15 protein-coding genes are annotated in these 15510 nt (G+C 62.7%); 8 read left to right on the top strand and 7 right to left on the bottom strand.

What is annotated here, in order from left to right:
- Nucleotides 1-212: 212 nt before the first annotated feature.
- The gene (locus NCT03_RS26215; RefSeq protein WP_250469200.1) at nt 213-518 is read left to right on the top strand and encodes a high-potential iron-sulfur protein; all 306 of its coding nucleotides are present in this window, start codon (nt 213-215) and stop codon (nt 516-518) included.
- A gap of 13 nt (nt 519-531) precedes the next feature.
- On the opposite strand, the gene NCT03_RS26210 is transcribed toward NCT03_RS26215, so the two are convergent.
- Together NCT03_RS26210 and NCT03_RS26205 are read right to left on the bottom strand one after the other, a co-directional pair.
- The gene (locus tag NCT03_RS26210; protein WP_250494470.1) at nt 532-1032 is read right to left on the bottom strand and encodes a DUF4019 domain-containing protein; all 501 of its coding nucleotides are present in this window, start codon (nt 1030-1032) and stop codon (nt 532-534) included.
- Between the two features lie 154 nt (nt 1033-1186).
- Nucleotides 1187-1759 (bottom strand): copper-binding protein, encoded by a 573-nt coding sequence (locus NCT03_RS26205; protein WP_250494469.1) that lies wholly within the window; start codon nt 1757-1759, stop codon nt 1187-1189.
- Between the two features lie 451 nt (nt 1760-2210).
- Here NCT03_RS26205 and NCT03_RS26200 point away from each other — a divergent pair, with 451 nt between their 5' ends.
- From NCT03_RS26200 to NCT03_RS26170, 7 genes are all read left to right on the top strand, one after another.
- On the top strand, nt 2211-3527 hold the full coding sequence (locus NCT03_RS26200) for an MFS transporter (protein ID WP_250469197.1): 1317 nt from the start codon (nt 2211-2213) through the stop codon (nt 3525-3527).
- A 785-nt stretch (nt 3528-4312) separates the two neighbouring features.
- Nucleotides 4313-4942, top strand: a complete 630-nt coding sequence (locus NCT03_RS26195) for a (2Fe-2S)-binding protein (RefSeq protein WP_459905115.1) — start codon at nt 4313-4315, stop codon at nt 4940-4942.
- 10 nt (nt 4943-4952) lie between these two features.
- Nucleotides 4953-5957, top strand: a complete 1005-nt coding sequence (locus tag NCT03_RS26190) for an FAD binding domain-containing protein (protein ID WP_284503463.1) — start codon at nt 4953-4955, stop codon at nt 5955-5957.
- A gap of 21 nt (nt 5958-5978) precedes the next feature.
- Entirely contained in the window at nt 5979-8213 is a 2235-nt protein-coding gene (locus NCT03_RS26185; RefSeq protein WP_250494468.1) for a xanthine dehydrogenase family protein molybdopterin-binding subunit, read from the top strand.
- Between the two features lie 132 nt (nt 8214-8345).
- Entirely contained in the window at nt 8346-9056 is a 711-nt protein-coding gene (locus NCT03_RS26180; protein WP_250494467.1) for a UPF0149 family protein, read from the top strand.
- A 171-nt stretch (nt 9057-9227) separates the two neighbouring features.
- Nucleotides 9228-11402 (top strand): malate synthase G, encoded by a 2175-nt coding sequence (locus tag NCT03_RS26175; RefSeq protein WP_250494466.1) that lies wholly within the window; start codon nt 9228-9230, stop codon nt 11400-11402.
- Nucleotides 11403-11585: 183 nt separating this feature from the next.
- Entirely contained in the window at nt 11586-11834 is a 249-nt protein-coding gene (locus NCT03_RS26170) for a glutathione S-transferase family protein (protein WP_250494465.1), read from the top strand.
- Between the two features lie 95 nt (nt 11835-11929).
- On the opposite strand, the gene NCT03_RS26165 is transcribed toward NCT03_RS26170, so the two are convergent.
- From NCT03_RS26165 to gbd, 5 genes are all read right to left on the bottom strand, one after another.
- On the bottom strand, nt 11930-12115 hold the full coding sequence (locus tag NCT03_RS26165; RefSeq protein WP_016347879.1) for a 4-oxalocrotonate tautomerase: 186 nt from the start codon (nt 12113-12115) through the stop codon (nt 11930-11932).
- A gap of 27 nt (nt 12116-12142) precedes the next feature.
- Entirely contained in the window at nt 12143-12919 is a 777-nt protein-coding gene (locus NCT03_RS26160; protein ID WP_250494464.1) for a class II aldolase/adducin family protein, read from the bottom strand.
- On the bottom strand, nt 12897-13847 hold the full coding sequence (locus NCT03_RS26155; protein ID WP_250494463.1) for an urea transporter: 951 nt from the start codon (nt 13845-13847) through the stop codon (nt 12897-12899). The genes NCT03_RS26160 and NCT03_RS26155 overlap by 23 nt, the downstream gene beginning before the upstream one ends.
- 127 nt (nt 13848-13974) lie before the next feature.
- Nucleotides 13975-14178, bottom strand: a complete 204-nt coding sequence (locus NCT03_RS26150) for a hypothetical protein (RefSeq protein ID WP_244830959.1) — start codon at nt 14176-14178, stop codon at nt 13975-13977.
- Between the two features lie 115 nt (nt 14179-14293).
- Nucleotides 14294-15433, bottom strand: coding sequence for a 4-hydroxybutyrate dehydrogenase (gbd, locus tag NCT03_RS26145; RefSeq protein WP_250494462.1), 1140 nt, complete (start codon nt 15431-15433; stop codon nt 14294-14296).
- Nucleotides 15434-15510: the final 77 nt, after the last annotated feature.

Raw genomic sequence — 15510 nt, 5'->3', positions numbered from 1 at the left:
AACCCTTCTGGCCTGATTTACGGCACGAACGCGCAAAGGTTTAGCGTCGAGTGAAATACCTGTCGTTGCGCTCGCGTTAAGAGAAAATGCAAAGAAAATGAGCCCGTGATCCGACCGGTCGTTCGAATTGCAGTCGCGTTGAAAGCTGCCTGCAACGCATTGGGCGTATCGTGCTGAAAATCCTTACGTGTGCCGCGTCCACCTCGAACAAAATGAAACTGACCCGCCGAAAATTTGTCGTGATGAGCGCTGGAGCAAGCGCCTCTCTCTGGCTCATTCGCGCCGATGCCGCAGCCGCGCATCTAAACGAGACCGATCCCGCGGCCGCGGCAGTCGGCTACAGGGAAGACGCCGCGAAAGTGGATAGGACGAAGTACCCCAACTTCGCAGCCGAGCAGTCGTGCGGCAACTGCTCGCTCTTTCAAGGCAAATCCACCGATGCATGGGGCGGCTGCACGCTCTTCGGCGACAAACTCGTGGCAGGCAAAGGCTGGTGCGCCTCCTACACGAATATGTGAGCCAGCCGCCCGGTCAACGTACCGAATACCCCGCGAAGCGCCAGCTATTGTCCGGATCGAGAATGAAAGTGACGATCTCGCGTGACGACTTCTGCGCCTGACTGAATTGCGTATCGAACGTGACGGTGATGTACGAGCCCGCAGGCATGTTGCCCGTGCCATCGAAATGAAGGTGCCTGACACCCATCGGCATACGCATGCCGGCCGCACCGAGCGCGGCGCGATCATTCGTAACCTTCTTCACGAAGTCGTCGCGCGTAATGACTTTCCGGGCCAGCGGCGAGGAAAGATCCCAGATATCGCCCGCCTTGTTTTCATCGACCATCTTCACGATAGTCGACGCCACTTGCGCGATATCCTGATCTTGCTTGTCGAGTTGCGCCTGCTGCTCGCGGGTAAGCGCGTGCGGCGCTTGAGCGGTCTGCGGTGCTTGTTGTGCCTGCTGCGCCTGGCACGCCCCGGCAAACGATATCAGCGAAACAACGAAGAGAAAAAGTTTGAAGCTTGCTTTCATCGAGCGGGCCGTGGTGCGTGTTTCATGGAAGAGATTGTATCGCGCGATTTCGTCACGATAGTAAGAGATACTGAGTTTCTAAATTTCAAACCCGCACGCAAACAAAAGGAGGGTGACTGAAACTCGAGTCACCCTGGATCTGCGACGACGCTGGTTACTTCACAATCTCTCCGTTGCGCGTCACGTCCACCGCGGTTGCGGCCATGTACGTGGCAAGCACGCTGTCGCCAACCTTGAGCTTGTCGAGCGAGACATCCGGCGATACCTTCATGGTCACCACCCGCTTCGGACCTGCAAGCGTGACTTCACGCGTCTGCGGATCGATCTTCTGTACCACGGCCACCACCTGCACGCCCGACGTCGACACCACCACGCCCTCCGATGCCGGCGATCTCTGGCTCGCGCTCACCCGCGAACGCACGCCTTTCGGATCGACCTTGTCCGCGGTCATCAACACCGCGCCACGGTACTGGATGTGCAACTCATCGCCTACTTTCAGCTTCTTCAGATCCGCAATCGACGGATCGACAGCGATGACCTCCTTGTCACCTCGCGCGTCCTGAATCTCCACGCTGTTGGTATCGGCGAAAACGTGCGTGATTTTGGCCGTTGCCTGGACCACAGCCGCATCGCCAATAGCCGGGCTTGCGTTCACTGCCGTAGCCGCGCCTGACTGAGCCTTGTCGTTGGCATGAGCGAAAGGCGCGCCAAGAAGAAGCGCGCTCATCGCGATGGTTGTGGAAACGAGTCGGACGAAACAAGAACTGCGTTGTTGCATGCTTTGCTCCAGACAAAAATCCAGGCCACCATGACCCGAACAAAACCGTATCGTCGTTTCCGACAAAAGGCGCGCGCGCTTCAAGTGATCGCGCGACGTAATCGCATGCTTTGAATTTAAAGTCCTGAGGGTTGCTAATCAAGCGGGAATCGCCTCATCTTTAAGCAGGTGTGAAACATTTGGTAGAAGTGCGTATGAAAAGAGATGGTCGATGGCTGCCGGACCGCAAACACATCACGCAAAAAGAATTTGGCGCGCCCCCTTCCTTTCTCAAAGCTTACGAAAACCCGTCGTAAATTATTTATTTTCTTAGTCCGTCAAGGCGTAATGTTCTGTTGTTGCAGAGGCGCGCAGGCGTTCTCCCGTGCGCACCCGAAGACCCACCATCGGAGCACACTCGATGAGTACCGCCTTTCCCGCTTCACATGCGGCCGAACAAAGCGCCACGTCCAATATGTCGGGCCGGCGCGCCATCGTCGTCTCGACCATCGGCAATGCGCTCGAATGGTTCGACTTCATGGTCTACGGCTTTTTCGCCGTCATCATCGCGAAGTTGTATTTTCCGGCAACCAATCCGACCATCTCGCTGCTTGCCACTTGGGCGACGTTCGGCGTGGGTTTTCTTACGCGGCCGCTCGGCGGCATCGTGCTTGGCGCCGTCGCCGATCGCGTCGGGCGCAAGTCCGCGCTCACGCTGACCATTTCGTTGATGGCGGTCGGTATCGCGATCATCGCCTTCGCGCCGACTTATGCGGCAATCGGCGTGGCCGCGCCCCTGCTCATGCTGCTCGGCCGCCTGATACAAGGCTTTTCCGCCGGCGGCGAAGTCGGCTGCGCGACGGCGTTTCTCGTCGAATACGCGCCCTCGAACCGGCGCGGTTATTTCGGCAGTTTCCAGATGGTCGCGCAAGCGGCTGCGAGTCTGTGCGGCTCGCTCTTCGGCGCGGTGCTTACACGCACGCTTTCACCGGAACATCTCACTAGCTGGGGCTGGCGCGTGCCGTTCGTGCTCGGGCTGATGATCGTGCCCGTGGGGCTCTATTTGCGCTCGAAGCTCGATGAATCGCCGGTGTTCGTCGAAAAGGCGCAAAAGAACGAGCTCTCGGCGCGGCCTATCCGCGATACCGCCACCAAGCACTGGATGCCCGTGCTCGCGGGCTTCGGGCTGACGGTTTTCGGCACCATCGGCACATACATCTTTCTGCTGTATCTGCCGACGCATGCAACACGCGTACTGCATCTCGCGCTCACCGACGGTCTCATCAGTTCGAGCATCGGCGCGCTGGTGTATCTCGTCTGCTGCCCGGTTTCCGGCAAGCTGTCCGACCGCGTGGGCCGCAAGAAGCTGATGACGGGCGCGCTCGTGCTGTCGCTCGTCACGGCGTATCCGATCTTCGCGGTGCTGACCGCGCATCCGAGCCTGCCGATGCTGATCGCCTGCCAGGCGGTGCTCATGATGTATCTCGGCATCTACCAGGGCTGCTATCCGGCGTTCATCTCGGAGTTGCTGCCATCGAGCGTGCGTTCGACGGGCATTTCGGTGAGCTACAACGTCGCGGTAATGATCTTCGGCGGCTTTGCACCCGCCATCGTGCAATGGCTGACGATGACCACCGGCGACGCGCTCTCCATCTGCTATTACGTGATGTTCGGCAGCGCGGTCGCGCTCGCGACCATCCTGCCGCTGCGCGACCGCTACAGCGACGCGCTGCGCTAAGTGCCGGTGCTCAGTGCCAAGCGCGGCCACGAACCCGATCAGCGCCCGCTCATTTCGGGTATCTTCATGGCACGCCACGCGGACGCACTTGCCGGAGACGTCCACGCATGCGGATCGCAGCCAGACCGGCGCGCGCCTCAAGCCGCTCAAGGCCGCGCGAGGCCAGTAAAGCCGCTTAAGTCAGGCTTAAGAATGCGCCCCTAAGCTCTAATCTGACCGATCCACCCCTCCTTCTGGCCGCGTAAGCGGCCAATTTTTTTGGACCGACGCAATGCAATTGATCGTGCGCCTGCTCGTGATCGTCGTACTGCTGGTTGTGTTTTGCACGGCCGGCGCATTTGGCCTCTCCGTGATCGCGCGTATCTTCATGCCTCATTGAAGCCGGCGCGCATCGAATCGGGCAATTCGATTCGAGCCAGTTCACCGCGTTTTGCCGTCGCCGACGCCAGCCAGCGCCGGGCCTCTCGCAGAATCGTTCAACCGAATAGCACGCGTGTGCCTTCGGGCACGCTTCGTGCGGCCAACGCTTTCGAAACTCAAGCGCGGCCGGCCTTCACGTACTCCTTCTGTAATGACCGGACCGCTGCCTATACTGGCTGAGTGTCGTCCTGGCGTCATCGTTCCTGCTTCGCCGCTCGCGTACGCGCTGTTCGAACGTCCTGCCGCATCGCGCAGACCCTCGCCGCGTCGCTATCTTGCGCCGCTTTCACGAGCGCGCATCGACACACTCTCGCCGCATCCCGTTGCACTTCCAGGCACTGCTGTCATACCCAGGAGAACGCTCGATGCAACATCCAGTCCCCCAATCCACGAACGAACGAGACAGGGCCAAGCGCGCTGCGACGCGCGTCCCTGGCGCCGACGTCGCCTCGCAGCCGCAAATGCAAATGCAGGCCGCGCAAGCCACCGCCGACGTGCTCGCGCCGCCGCCAGCAAAAACCGGCGACGCTAGCGTCAGCTTCAATCTCACCGTCAACGGCCAGAGCCACGCGCTTTCGCTCGATCCGCGCACGACGCTGCTCGATGCGTTGCGCGAACATCTGCATCTCACCGGCACGAAGAAGGGCTGCGATCACGGTCAGTGCGGCGCATGCACGGTGCATGTGAACGGCCGCCGCGTGAACGCGTGCTTGTGTCTTGCCGCCGCGCACGACGGCGACGCCGTGACGACCATCGAAGGCATCGGCGAAGTCGAGGACATGCATCCGTTGCAGGCCGCGTTCGTCGAATGCGACGGCTATCAGTGCGGCTACTGTACGGCCGGTCAACTCATGTCGGCGGTGGCGCTGCTCGACGAACCCGTCGGCACGAGCGACGACGACGTGCGCGAAGCGATGAGCGGCAACCTGTGCCGCTGCGGCGCGTATCAGAACATCGTCATGGCGATCCAGTCCGTGCGCGGCAACAAGGCTTAAGGAGAGCGCCATGGAAATGTTCACGCTTTCCCGCGCGCGCGACGTGCGCGACGCGATTGCGGCGGGCGCGTCGGCGCATACCGCGCAGCAAGGCGCCGAAGTGCGCTTTCTCGCGGGCGGCACGACGCTGCTCGACCTGATGAAGCTCAATGTCGAAAAGCCCTTGCGGATTATCGATATCAGCCGTCTGCCGCTCGATCATATCGATGCCACCGATGACGGCGGCATGCGCATCGGCGCGACCGCGCGTAATTCGGACCTCGCGCACCATCCGCTCATCAAGGAGCGCTATCCGGTGTTGTCGCAGGCGGTGCTCGCGGGCGCGTCCGTCCAGTTGCGCAACATGGCGACGACGGCCGGCAATCTGCTGCAACGCACGCGCTGCGTCTATTTCCGCGATACGGCTTCGCCCTGCAACAAGCGCGAGCCTGGCAGCGGCTGTTCCGCGATTCATGGCTTCAATCGCACGCAGGCGATTCTCGGCACGAGCGACACGTGCATTGCGAGCAATCCGTCGGACATGAACGTGGCGCTCGCCGCGCTCGAAGCGACCATCCACGTCGAAGGCGCGAAGGGCCAGCGCGCGATTCCCATCGACGCGTTCTACGTCCTGCCCGGCGACACGCCCGAGCGCGAGAACGTACTCGAAGCCGGCGATCTCGTCACGCATGTCAGCCTGCCCGCGCCGGTGGCAGGCGCGCGTTCGGTGTACCTGAAGTTGCGCGACCGGGCGTCGTATGAATTCGCGCTGGCGTCGGCGGCGATTGTCGTCGGTGTGAAGGACGGGCGTATCGCGCATGTGCGCGTGGGACTCGGCGGCGTGGCGACGAAACCGTGGCGCTCGCGCGAAGCCGAACAGGTTCTGCAAGACGCCACGCCCGACGAAGCGAGTTTTCGCCGCGCCGCCGATGCCGCCCTCGCCGATGCGAAGCCGCAAAGCGAAAACGGCTTCAAGGTGGAACTGGCGAAGCGCTGCATCGTGCAGGCGTTGAAACTTGCCACCCAGGCATCCTGACACCGACCGAGGAACCCGCCCATGTCCACCGCACCCGACACCACGTCGTCCTTCATTGGACGACCCCAGTCGCGTATAGACGGACCGCTGAAGGTTTGCGGCCGCGCGACTTACACTTCAGACGTGGATCTGCCCGGCATGCTGGTTGCCGTGCCGGTTGGCAGCACCATCGCGAGCGGCAGGATCACATCGCTCGAATTCGCGGCCGCGCAGGCCATGCCCGGCGTGAAGCTGATTCTGCATCGCGGCAATATCGGCAAGTTGTATCGCATTCCCGGCAATTCGTTCGAAGACGGTTATACCGATGAACAACGTCCGCCCTTCGAAGACGACGTGATCCGCTATTACGGCCAGTATGTCGCGTGCGTGATTGCCGAAACCTTCGAAACGGCGAGCGCGGCGGCGGCCGCGATCAAGGTGAGCTACGACGTCACGCCGCACGACGTCAGCACGGCCCTGACCGCCGCCGAAGAGCCGAAGGTCGCGAGCGAGCGCGGCGATGCCGCGAGTGCTTTCGACGAAGCGCCCGTGAAAATCGACGAGACCTACGTGACGCCCGTCGAAACGCACAATCCGATCGAACTGCATTCGACCATCGCGCACTGGAACGGCGACAGCTACACGTTCTACGAGACGAGCCAGGCGGTGTCGAACCATCGCGGCACGCTCGTGCAGATGCTCGGCGTGCCGAAAGAGAAAGTGCGCGTGATCTCGCGCTACCTCGGCTCGGGTTTCGGCGGCAAGCTGTGGATGTGGCCGCATTCCCTGCTCGCGGCGGTCGCGACGAAGCAGACCGGGCACCCGGTCAAGCTCGTGCTGAGCCGCAAGATGATGTTCCAGAACGTGGGACATCGGCCGACGACGCAACAGCGCGTGCGGCTCGCGGCCACGCAAGACGGCAAGCTCGTGTCGCTGCGGCATGATTTTCTGAACCACGCCGCGCTCGCCGACGAATACGCCGAAGACTGTGGCGAAGCCACGCCGCAGATGTACAGCACGGCCAATCTGCGCGTAACGGGCGGCGTCGCGAAGCGCAACGTCGGTTCGCCCACGTCGATGCGCGGTCCAGGCGCGGTGCCCGGTCTCTACGCACTCGAATCGGCGATGGATGAACTCGCGGTCGCCTTGAAGATCGATCCGGTGGAATTGCGGCTGCGTAACGAACCCACCGTCGATGAAAGCAGCGGCTTGCCGTTCTCGTCGCGGCATCTCGTCGAATGTCTCAAGACTGGCGCGGAGAAATTCGGCTGGGCGAAACGCACGCCCGAGGTCGGGTCCATGAAGCGCGATGGCTTGACGCTCGGTTGGGGCGTCGGCGCATGCAGTTGGCCTGGCTTGCGCTTCTCGGCGGAAGCGGCGGTCGATCTGCGCGCGGACGGCACGGCGCGGGTTGCGTGCGGCACGCAGGATATCGGCACCGGCACGTACACGATCCTCGCGCAGCTGGTGGCCGAGCACACGGGCATTGCGCTACGCAAGATCGAAGTCGGTCTCGGCGATACGGCCTTGCCCATCGGTCCCATTTCCGGCGGCTCGGCGGCGACGGCATCCGTGATTCCGGCGGTGTCGGATGCCGTGCGCGCGGCGGTGAAGATCGTGCTCACACGTGCATCGCAGGCGGAGGGATCGCCGTTCGCGGGCGCGAAGCCGGACGATCTCGCGTTGAGTGGCGCACGCGTGCATCGCAAGAACGAATCGGCGGAAAGCGGCGTGCCTTATACGCGGATTCTCGAGTTGTCGAACATGCATGCGGCATCGGGGAGCGGCAGCGCAAAAGGCGGCTTCGACGATCCACTCAAGAAGAAGTGGTCGATTCACTCGTACGGCGCGCATTTCGCCGAAGTGACCTGGGACGCGGCGACGGCGCGCTTGCGCGTGAGCCGCGTGGTGACGGTGATCGACGGCGGCAAGATTCTCAATCCGCGCGCGGGACGCAATCAGGTGGAAGGCGCGGTGGTGATGGGCGTCGGCATGGCGCTCTTCGAGCATACGATCTACGACGAGCGCAGCGGGGCGCCGATCAACAGCAATTTCGCGGATTACGTCGTCGCCACCAACGCGGATACGCCGAAGCTCGACGCTACCTTCCTCGATCATCCGGACACCATCTTCAACGAACTTGGCGCACGCGGGATCGCGGAGATCGGGCTTGCCGGGATCGCGGCGGCGATCACGGGGGCGGTCTATCACGCAACCGGCGTGCGGGTGAGAAAGCTGCCGGTGATGATCGAGGACTTGCTGGAAGCGGCTGTGTGAGTCGATGCACGGTGAGGCCCGGTCTTTCGAGACCGGGCCTTTTCCTTGGCCTTCGATCGGAGGAAAACAAGCAGGCCGTACAATCGATGAAGTGACTCCTGCCCGAAAACTCTAAACGTCCAATCTTCAAACGTGCCCTCGATCCGCCCCGACAATCTCTCCGACGACGAACTCAACCAGCTCGACGACTTCCTCGCATCCGTTGGTCCGAACGCGATGAACGTCGAGATGGTCGATGGCTTCTTCGCTGCCCTGGCGTGTTGCCCCGACCTCATCAAGTCCAGCGAATGGTTTCCTGAAATCTGGAACACCGATTTCGAGTTCGATAGCGAACGGCAGGCAACCGAGATCACCGGATTGCTGATACGCCACTGGAATGTCGTCGTGGGCGAACTGGCGCGCACGCTCGATAGTTCGCATCATTACGAGCCTGTGCTCGAAGAAGACGAGAGCGGCGTGGCGAACGCGAACGACTGGGCGCATGGCTTCATCCGTGGCGTCGGCATGCGTGCCGAAAGCTGGAGCAGCCTGCTCAGGGACGACACGCGCGCGCGTTTGCTGGCTCCCGTGCTGGCCCTGCATCACGAACACGACGACAACCGCACCTTGCAGTCGCTTTCCATCGAAAACGAAACGCGCGATGGACTGATCGGCCAGATGTGCGAGAACCTGAGCACGATCTACCGGTTCTTCGAGCCGCAGCGAAAGGCGCGGGCAGCCGGTCTCTCTCCCACGCCGTTGAAGCGGCTGGAGCCGAAAGTCGGACGCAACGACCCGTGCCCGTGCGGCAGCGGCCGCAAGTACAAGCAGTGCTGCGGCGGCAATCTTCCAACGCTGCATTGATGCGCGGGTCAATCGTCTTCCGGCGCCGTTGCGTACGCACCGGAAGGCGTTCCGTATGAAGCCCGCAGCGCCCACGCTTGCCGTTTCGAACAGCGACCCGCCGTCAATCCGCGCTACCATATTGCCCAGCCCGCCCAAAAACCCCTGAAGCATCGTTCAGCCGGAGTGCCCATGACCGACATGACCCAACAGCACGGCCTCAAGGTCGCCACGAGTCTCGCCAAGTTCGTCGAAGAAGAAGCCATTCCCGGCACGGACGTCGATACTGCTTCCTTCTGGAAAGGCTTCGACGCCCTGGTGCACGATCTCGCACCGAAGAACCGCGCGTTGCTCGCCGAGCGCGACCGCCTGCAGACCGAACTCGACAACTGGCATCGCGGCAATCCTGGCCCGGTGCGCGACCTGCGCGCGTATCGCAAGTTTCTGGAACAGATTGGCTATATCGTGCCCGCGCCTGCCAGCGTGCGCGCAACGACCGCCAATGTCGATCGCGAAATCGCCGAACAGGCCGGTCCGCAACTCGTCGTGCCGCTGTCGAATCTGCGCTATGCGCTCAACGCCGCGAACGCACGCTGGGGCAGTCTGTATGACGCGCTGTATGGCACCGATGCCATCGACGAAAGCGACGGCGCCGAGCGCACGGCCGAGTTCAATCCTAAGCGCGGCGCGAAAGTAATCGCCTATGCACGCGCCTTTCTCGACGACAATGCGCCCCTCGCGCACGGCTCCCATGCCGACGCCACGAAGTACAGCATCGAACAGGGCAAGCTCGTCGTCACGCTTAAGGACGACAAGAGCCGCCTCGCGAACCCGGAACAGTTCGCGGGCTTTCAGGGCGATGCCAGCGCGCCCCACGCCATCCTCCTCAAGCATAACGACCTGCATGTCGAGATTCAGATCGACGCCGATCATCCCATCGGCAAGACGGATGGCGCGCATGTCAAGGACCTGCTGATGGAAGCGGCGGTGAGCACGATCATCGATTGCGAAGATTCGGTGGCCGCCGTCGATGCCGCGGACAAGACCGCGCTCTATCGCAACTGGCTCGGTCTCATGCAGGGCAATCTCGCCGAGCAGGTGACGAAGAACGGCAAGAGCTTCACGCGCAGCCTGAACCCCGACCGCGAATACACCGCGCCCGACGGCTCGACGCTCAAGCTGCATGGCCGCTCGCTCCTCTTCATCCGCAACGTCGGGCATTTGATGACCAACCCCGCCGTGCTCGATCGTGACGGCAACGAGATTCCCGAAGGCATTCTCGACGCGGTGATGACCACGCTCGGCGCGCTGCACGACCTCAAGATAAAGATCAACTCGCGCACGGGCTCCATCTATATCGTCAAGCCGAAGATGCACGGCCCCGCCGAAGTGGCGTTTTCGGACGAGCTTTTCACGCGCGTCGAGGACCTGCTCGGCTTGCCGCGTCATACCATCAAGATGGGGATCATGGACGAGGAACGCCGCACCAGCGTGAACCTCAAGGCATGTATCGCGGCGGCGGGCGCGCGCGTCGCGTTCATCAACACGGGCTTTCTGGATCGCACCGGCGACGAAATGCATTCGTCGATGGAAGCCGGCCCGATGATGCGCAAGGGCGACATGAAGTCGTCCGCTTGGATTGGCGCATACGAGCGCAACAACGTGCTCGTCGGGCTGAACACCGGCTTGCGCGGCCGCGCTCAGATCGGCAAGGGCATGTGGGCGATGCCCGATCTCATGCACGCCATGCTGCAGCAGAAAATCGCGCACCCGAAGGCGGGCGCGAACACGGCGTGGGTGCCTTCGCCCACGGCGGCCACGCTGCATGCGCTGCATTACCATCAGGTCGATGTGCAGCACGTTCAGCAGGACATGGAGAGCATCGACTACGACGGCGTGAAGAACGAACTGCTGGATGGCCTGCTGACCATTCCGGTGGTCGACAAGCCGAGCTGGTCGGAAGACGACATCAAGAGCGAGATCGAGAACAACGCACAGGGCATTCTCGGTTATGTGGTGCGCTGGGTCGATCAGGGCGTGGGCTGTTCGAAGGTGCCTGACATTCACGATGTCGGCCTGATGGAAGACCGCGCCACCCTGCGCATTTCGAGCCAGCACATTGCGAATTGGCTGCGGCATGGCATCGTCACGGAAGAGCAGGTGAGACAAACGCTGGAACGCATGGCCGCCGTGGTGGACCAGCAGAACGAAGCAGACCCGCATTATCGTCCGATGGCGCCGGCATTCGACAGTTCGTATGCGTTCAAGGCGGCGTGCGCGCTGGTGTTCGAGGGTCGTACGCAGCCTAGCGGGTATACGGAACCGTTGTTGCATAAGTTTCGGCTGGCAGCCAAGCAGACGGCTTGAGTTGCATTGGATGAAGGGCCGCTTGGCGGTCCTTCGTCGATTAGTCACTTACGCACGAGAGTTCGGCTGAACGTACTTAGGTTGCATTCATCGGCGTCAGACCTTGTTCAAAAGCGGTCGATGTTATCGACGCATGGCGCCCCGAAGCGCTCGCCCGCGATTTCCCCTTGAGCCCATCCGATCATGATGAACTTGATGCATTGGCGTTTGCTGGTGGCCGTGGCGGATGCGCGATCTGTCTCGAAGGCCGCCGCACAGGTCGGCGACTTCGGTGTGGCGGACGCCTACCTTTACACGATACTGTCGTGGCTGCCGCACTTCTCAATAGACATCGAGCGCTGGAAGTCGCTCGCACGCTTTGTGGACCGGATCGGCGCACGCCCTGCGGTGAAGGCCGCGCTTACCGCTGAAGAGGTGTCGCCCGTCGTATGACGCGCGCATCGCGCTCGGATCCGGTCGAAAAATTGAGATCCGGCGATCCATCCAAAGCGGCAGACAGCCGAAACGTCAGCCACACGAACCAACAACTACTGCTCCGACCAGAGCTTTCCCGCCGTCGCCCAGTTCTCGCGCTTCACATCCGTCAGAATGATATCCACGGAGCCCGGCTCGCAGCCGAGCGTCTCGCAAGTCGTACGCGTGATCGCCTCGACGAACTTGCGCTTCTCTTCCGCCGTGCGGCCTTCGAACAGTTGAATGTTGAATGTCGGCATGCCGTTGATCTCCTTTGAGTTGAACCTTCATTCCCGATACGACGGGTCGATGCGCTCGAGCTTGCGCAGCAGCGCAGGCCATTCGAGTGCGCCTTCGATCGCATCGTCATCGTGCAATTGTGCGGCCGTGCACGCGACGACATCCGGATTCGGCACGATCATCTTGCCCACGCCCGCCAGCGCGCGCAGCTGAATATCGCACGCCTTCACGAGCATATCCATCAGCACGTAAGCCTCGGCGATGGTGCGCCCAAGCGTAAGCGGCCCGTGATTGCGCAAGAGCATCGCGCGATGCGCGCCGAGACTCGCAACCAGCCGCTCGCCTTCCGCCGGCGAAAACGCGAGGCCTTCGTAATCGTGGTACGCTAGGTGCCCGTGAAAGCGCATGGCATGTTGCGAGCCGGGCAGCAAACCGTGCGGTTGCGCGGACACGGCGATCGCTTCGCGCACGTGAAGATGCATCACGCAAACGGCATCGGCACGGGCGGCGTGCACCGCGCCATGCAGCGCGAAGCCGGTCGCGTTCACGGGATGCGCGCTCGCGCCGATCACGTTGCCATCGATATCGATCTTGACAAGATTCGACGCCGTGACTTCGTCGAAGGAAAGCCCGAACGGGTTGATCAGAAAGCGGCCGGGCTCGCCGGGAACGCTTGCCGAGATGTGCGTATAGACGACATCGTCCCAGCCGTTGAGCGCAACGAGCCGATACGCCGCCGCCAGATCGGCGCGCGTCGCCGCTTCGGCCGCCGAACGCGGTCCGCTTTCCGCGATGCGGCGCTCAGGCGTGTGGGTGAACGACATGTGAGTCTCCTTTATCGACGAGAGCGGGCGCTGCCTGCATGCAATGCGACTTGTCCGTATGCGCCTCGAGACGGCGCGCCATGCAAAGCACCGTCCACGACGCCAGCACGAAAGGCGCGGTCAACGCGGCGACGCCCAGGCAATCGATCACGCGCTCGAACAACACCGATGCGACGATCGCCAGCAGCGCATAGCGGCCGCCGAGCGGCGCGGCAGCCAGCGCCGCGAGCGCCGCATTGAAACCGCATGCACCAGAGAGCGCGACGGCATCGCTTGCGCCGCCGAGTGCGTGCAGAAACGCGCCGAGTCCGCTGCCCGCGAGCGCCCACGCCGCACGCGACGGCCCGGCGGCAAACAGCCCGATTGCGATGAGCGCACCGGCCAGCGCGCCGGTCGCGAAGACAATCGGCGCGAGGCCCGCGAAAGCCGCCTCCAGCATGGAAACGAAGCCCGTCGCGACGGGCGGAATCGCGCCTGTATCGCCGCGCCCGGCCAGAAACGGCAGCCAGCACCAGGTCACGATGATCGCCGGGCTGGAGAAGATCGGCAAGCCAAAGCGCATGAGTCTGCCGGCGAGCGTGGGGGCGATGAGCGTCGCGGCCATCGCCGCGACAATGGCCACAGCCGCCGCCTGCGATGCATCGCCGATAAACGTGAACGCCGCGAGCGCGGCCAATGCGCCGTTGAAACCGTAGAGATCGTCGCGCATGGCGGGTGAATCCGCGTCTTGCGTGATGACGGTAATGACGTTGCCCGTCAACGCGCCGATAAGCAGACCGCACGCGAGCCGGGGATTCGCGCACAGCAGCGCGACGAAGATGCAGACGCCCGTCGCGGCATTACGCTGCAGGACGATCTGCCCGATGCTGCGGGCAAAGCTCGTGATTTGATCGCCGAAACTGGCGTTGGTGTGGATGGCGGCGGACATGCGTGGCGGCGGAAACGGCTTGAGGAGCCGCCAGCATAAGACAAGGTGCGCGCGCCGTGCGACGGCGGGCCGTATAGCGGGTATGCGACTGCCGCGCTCGAAGAAGGCGAGTGCGGCGACGTGAAACTTAATTGAACGCCATGGGAACGAGCGGCGTGGCGTCGCCGCCGGGGTTCGCCAACGAGAGGTCTGAACTCATCTTGACGATTTCCGTGACGTTCTCACGGAAGTTAGGATGGCTTTCCCACGTGATATAGCTCGCGTCCAGCACGGCGGACATGGTGAGTAAGGTAAAAGCGATCTTTTCTACGACAACGAAGCGGCGGCCCATGGCAAGTTCCCCAAAATTTGCCAATCATTGTAACAGAACCTAGGGTTTTCCCGTAAGGGTCGTGTTGCAATGCCGCAAATCGGCCGCCGTCGCTCGTCTTGCCTTCCGGCCCGAATTACAGGGATGCCTCGAGAATAGCCGTGTAGTCTTCCGTCGATGCCTCGCGCGGATTCGTCTTATGACTGTGGTCCTTCAGCGCGCCCGCGATGATGCGCGGGAACAATTCGCGCGTCACACCGAGATCGGACAAACCGCGCGGCAGTCCGAGCGTCGCGGTCATCGCGCGGATGGCCTCGCCGACTTCATTGCCGGATGCGAGGCCCATTGCCTGCGCGATGCGCGAAAGCTTGCCCTCTTCCTGCATGGTCGGCGCGCTGCTGTTGAACGCGATGACCGCCGGCAAGAAAATGGCGTTTAGCGTGCCGTGATGCAGCTTCGGGTTGATGCCGCCGAGCGAGTGCGACAGGCTGTGCACACAGCCGAGACCCTTCTGGAACGCAAGCGCGCCCTGCATCGACGCGCTCATCATGTTCCAGCGCGCCACGCGGTCGGCGGGATTGCGCGTCGCGCGTTCGATATGCCGCCACGCGCGCCACAAGCCGTCGAGCGCGATACCGTCGGCGGGTGCGTTGAACACCGGCGCCATGAAGGTTTCGAGACAGTGTGCCACGGCGTCCATGCCGGTGGCGGCGGTCATTAGCGGCGGTAGGCCCAGCGTGAGTTCGGGGTCGCAGATGGCGACTTTTGGCACGACATAAGGCGAGATCACGCCGACCTTGCGGCCATCGTCGAGAATCAGGATCGCGCCGCGACCCACTTCGCTGCCGGTGCCCGCCGTCGTCGGAATGGCGATGACCGGCGCGGTCGCCGCCGTGATGCGCGCAAGGCCGCCTTCGATCACCGCGAAACTTTGCAGCGGACCTTCGTGGGTTGCGCAGACGGCCACGCCCTTCGCCAGATCGATGGACGAACCGCCGCCTGCCGCGATCACGCCGTCGCAATCGTTCTCGCGATACATCGCCACCGCCGCGCGCACGGCCGCTTCGTTCGGATTGGGCGGCGTCGCGTCGAATACCGGCGCGGGCGTTTGCGCGCCCAGCGCATCGACGACTTTATCGAGCAGACCGGCTGCGCGAATGCCTGCATCGGTCACGATCAGCGGGCGTTTGATGCCGAAGCGTTCGCACTCTCCCGCAAGCAGGCGCAACGCGCCGAAGTCGAACTGAATCTGCGTGATGTAGTTGATGAGGGACATGGTGACTGAGGAAAGGTTATATGGAGCGAAGCGCGCCGCGGTGGTGGTCGAGTATACGTCGGAGAACTTCGCGGCGA

Origin of the sequence: Caballeronia sp. GAWG1-1, from assembly GCF_023631465.1 — a bacterium.
GTDB lineage: Bacteria > Pseudomonadota > Gammaproteobacteria > Burkholderiales > Burkholderiaceae > Caballeronia.
The sequence above is the reverse complement of the archived record's forward strand: the minus strand, read 5'-3'. Positions and strand labels throughout refer to the sequence as shown.

Coding starts and splice junctions, on each gene's coding strand:
- NCT03_RS26215 (WP_250469200.1), top strand. CDS start 213: ATGAAACTGACCCGCCGAAAATTTGTCGTGATGAGCGCTGGAGCAAGC.
- NCT03_RS26210 (WP_250494470.1), bottom strand. CDS start 1,032: ATGAAAGCAAGCTTCAAACTTTTTCTCTTCGTTGTTTCGCTGATATCG.
- NCT03_RS26205 (WP_250494469.1), bottom strand. CDS start 1,759: ATGAGCGCGCTTCTTCTTGGCGCGCCTTTCGCTCATGCCAACGACAAG.
- NCT03_RS26200 (WP_250469197.1), top strand. CDS start 2,211: ATGAGTACCGCCTTTCCCGCTTCACATGCGGCCGAACAAAGCGCCACG.
- NCT03_RS26195 (WP_459905115.1), top strand. CDS start 4,313: ATGCAACATCCAGTCCCCCAATCCACGAACGAACGAGACAGGGCCAAG.
- NCT03_RS26190 (WP_284503463.1), top strand. CDS start 4,953: ATGGAAATGTTCACGCTTTCCCGCGCGCGCGACGTGCGCGACGCGATT.
- NCT03_RS26185 (WP_250494468.1), top strand. CDS start 5,979: ATGTCCACCGCACCCGACACCACGTCGTCCTTCATTGGACGACCCCAG.
- NCT03_RS26175 (WP_250494466.1), top strand. CDS start 9,228: ATGACCGACATGACCCAACAGCACGGCCTCAAGGTCGCCACGAGTCTC.
- NCT03_RS26170 (WP_250494465.1), top strand. CDS start 11,586: ATGATGAACTTGATGCATTGGCGTTTGCTGGTGGCCGTGGCGGATGCG.
- NCT03_RS26165 (WP_016347879.1), bottom strand. CDS start 12,115: ATGCCGACATTCAACATTCAACTGTTCGAAGGCCGCACGGCGGAAGAG.
- NCT03_RS26160 (WP_250494464.1), bottom strand. CDS start 12,919: ATGTCGTTCACCCACACGCCTGAGCGCCGCATCGCGGAAAGCGGACCG.
- NCT03_RS26155 (WP_250494463.1), bottom strand. CDS start 13,847: ATGTCCGCCGCCATCCACACCAACGCCAGTTTCGGCGATCAAATCACG.
- NCT03_RS26150 (WP_244830959.1), bottom strand. CDS start 14,178: ATGGGCCGCCGCTTCGTTGTCGTAGAAAAGATCGCTTTTACCTTACTC.
- gbd (WP_250494462.1), bottom strand. CDS start 15,433: ATGTCCCTCATCAACTACATCACGCAGATTCAGTTCGACTTCGGCGCG.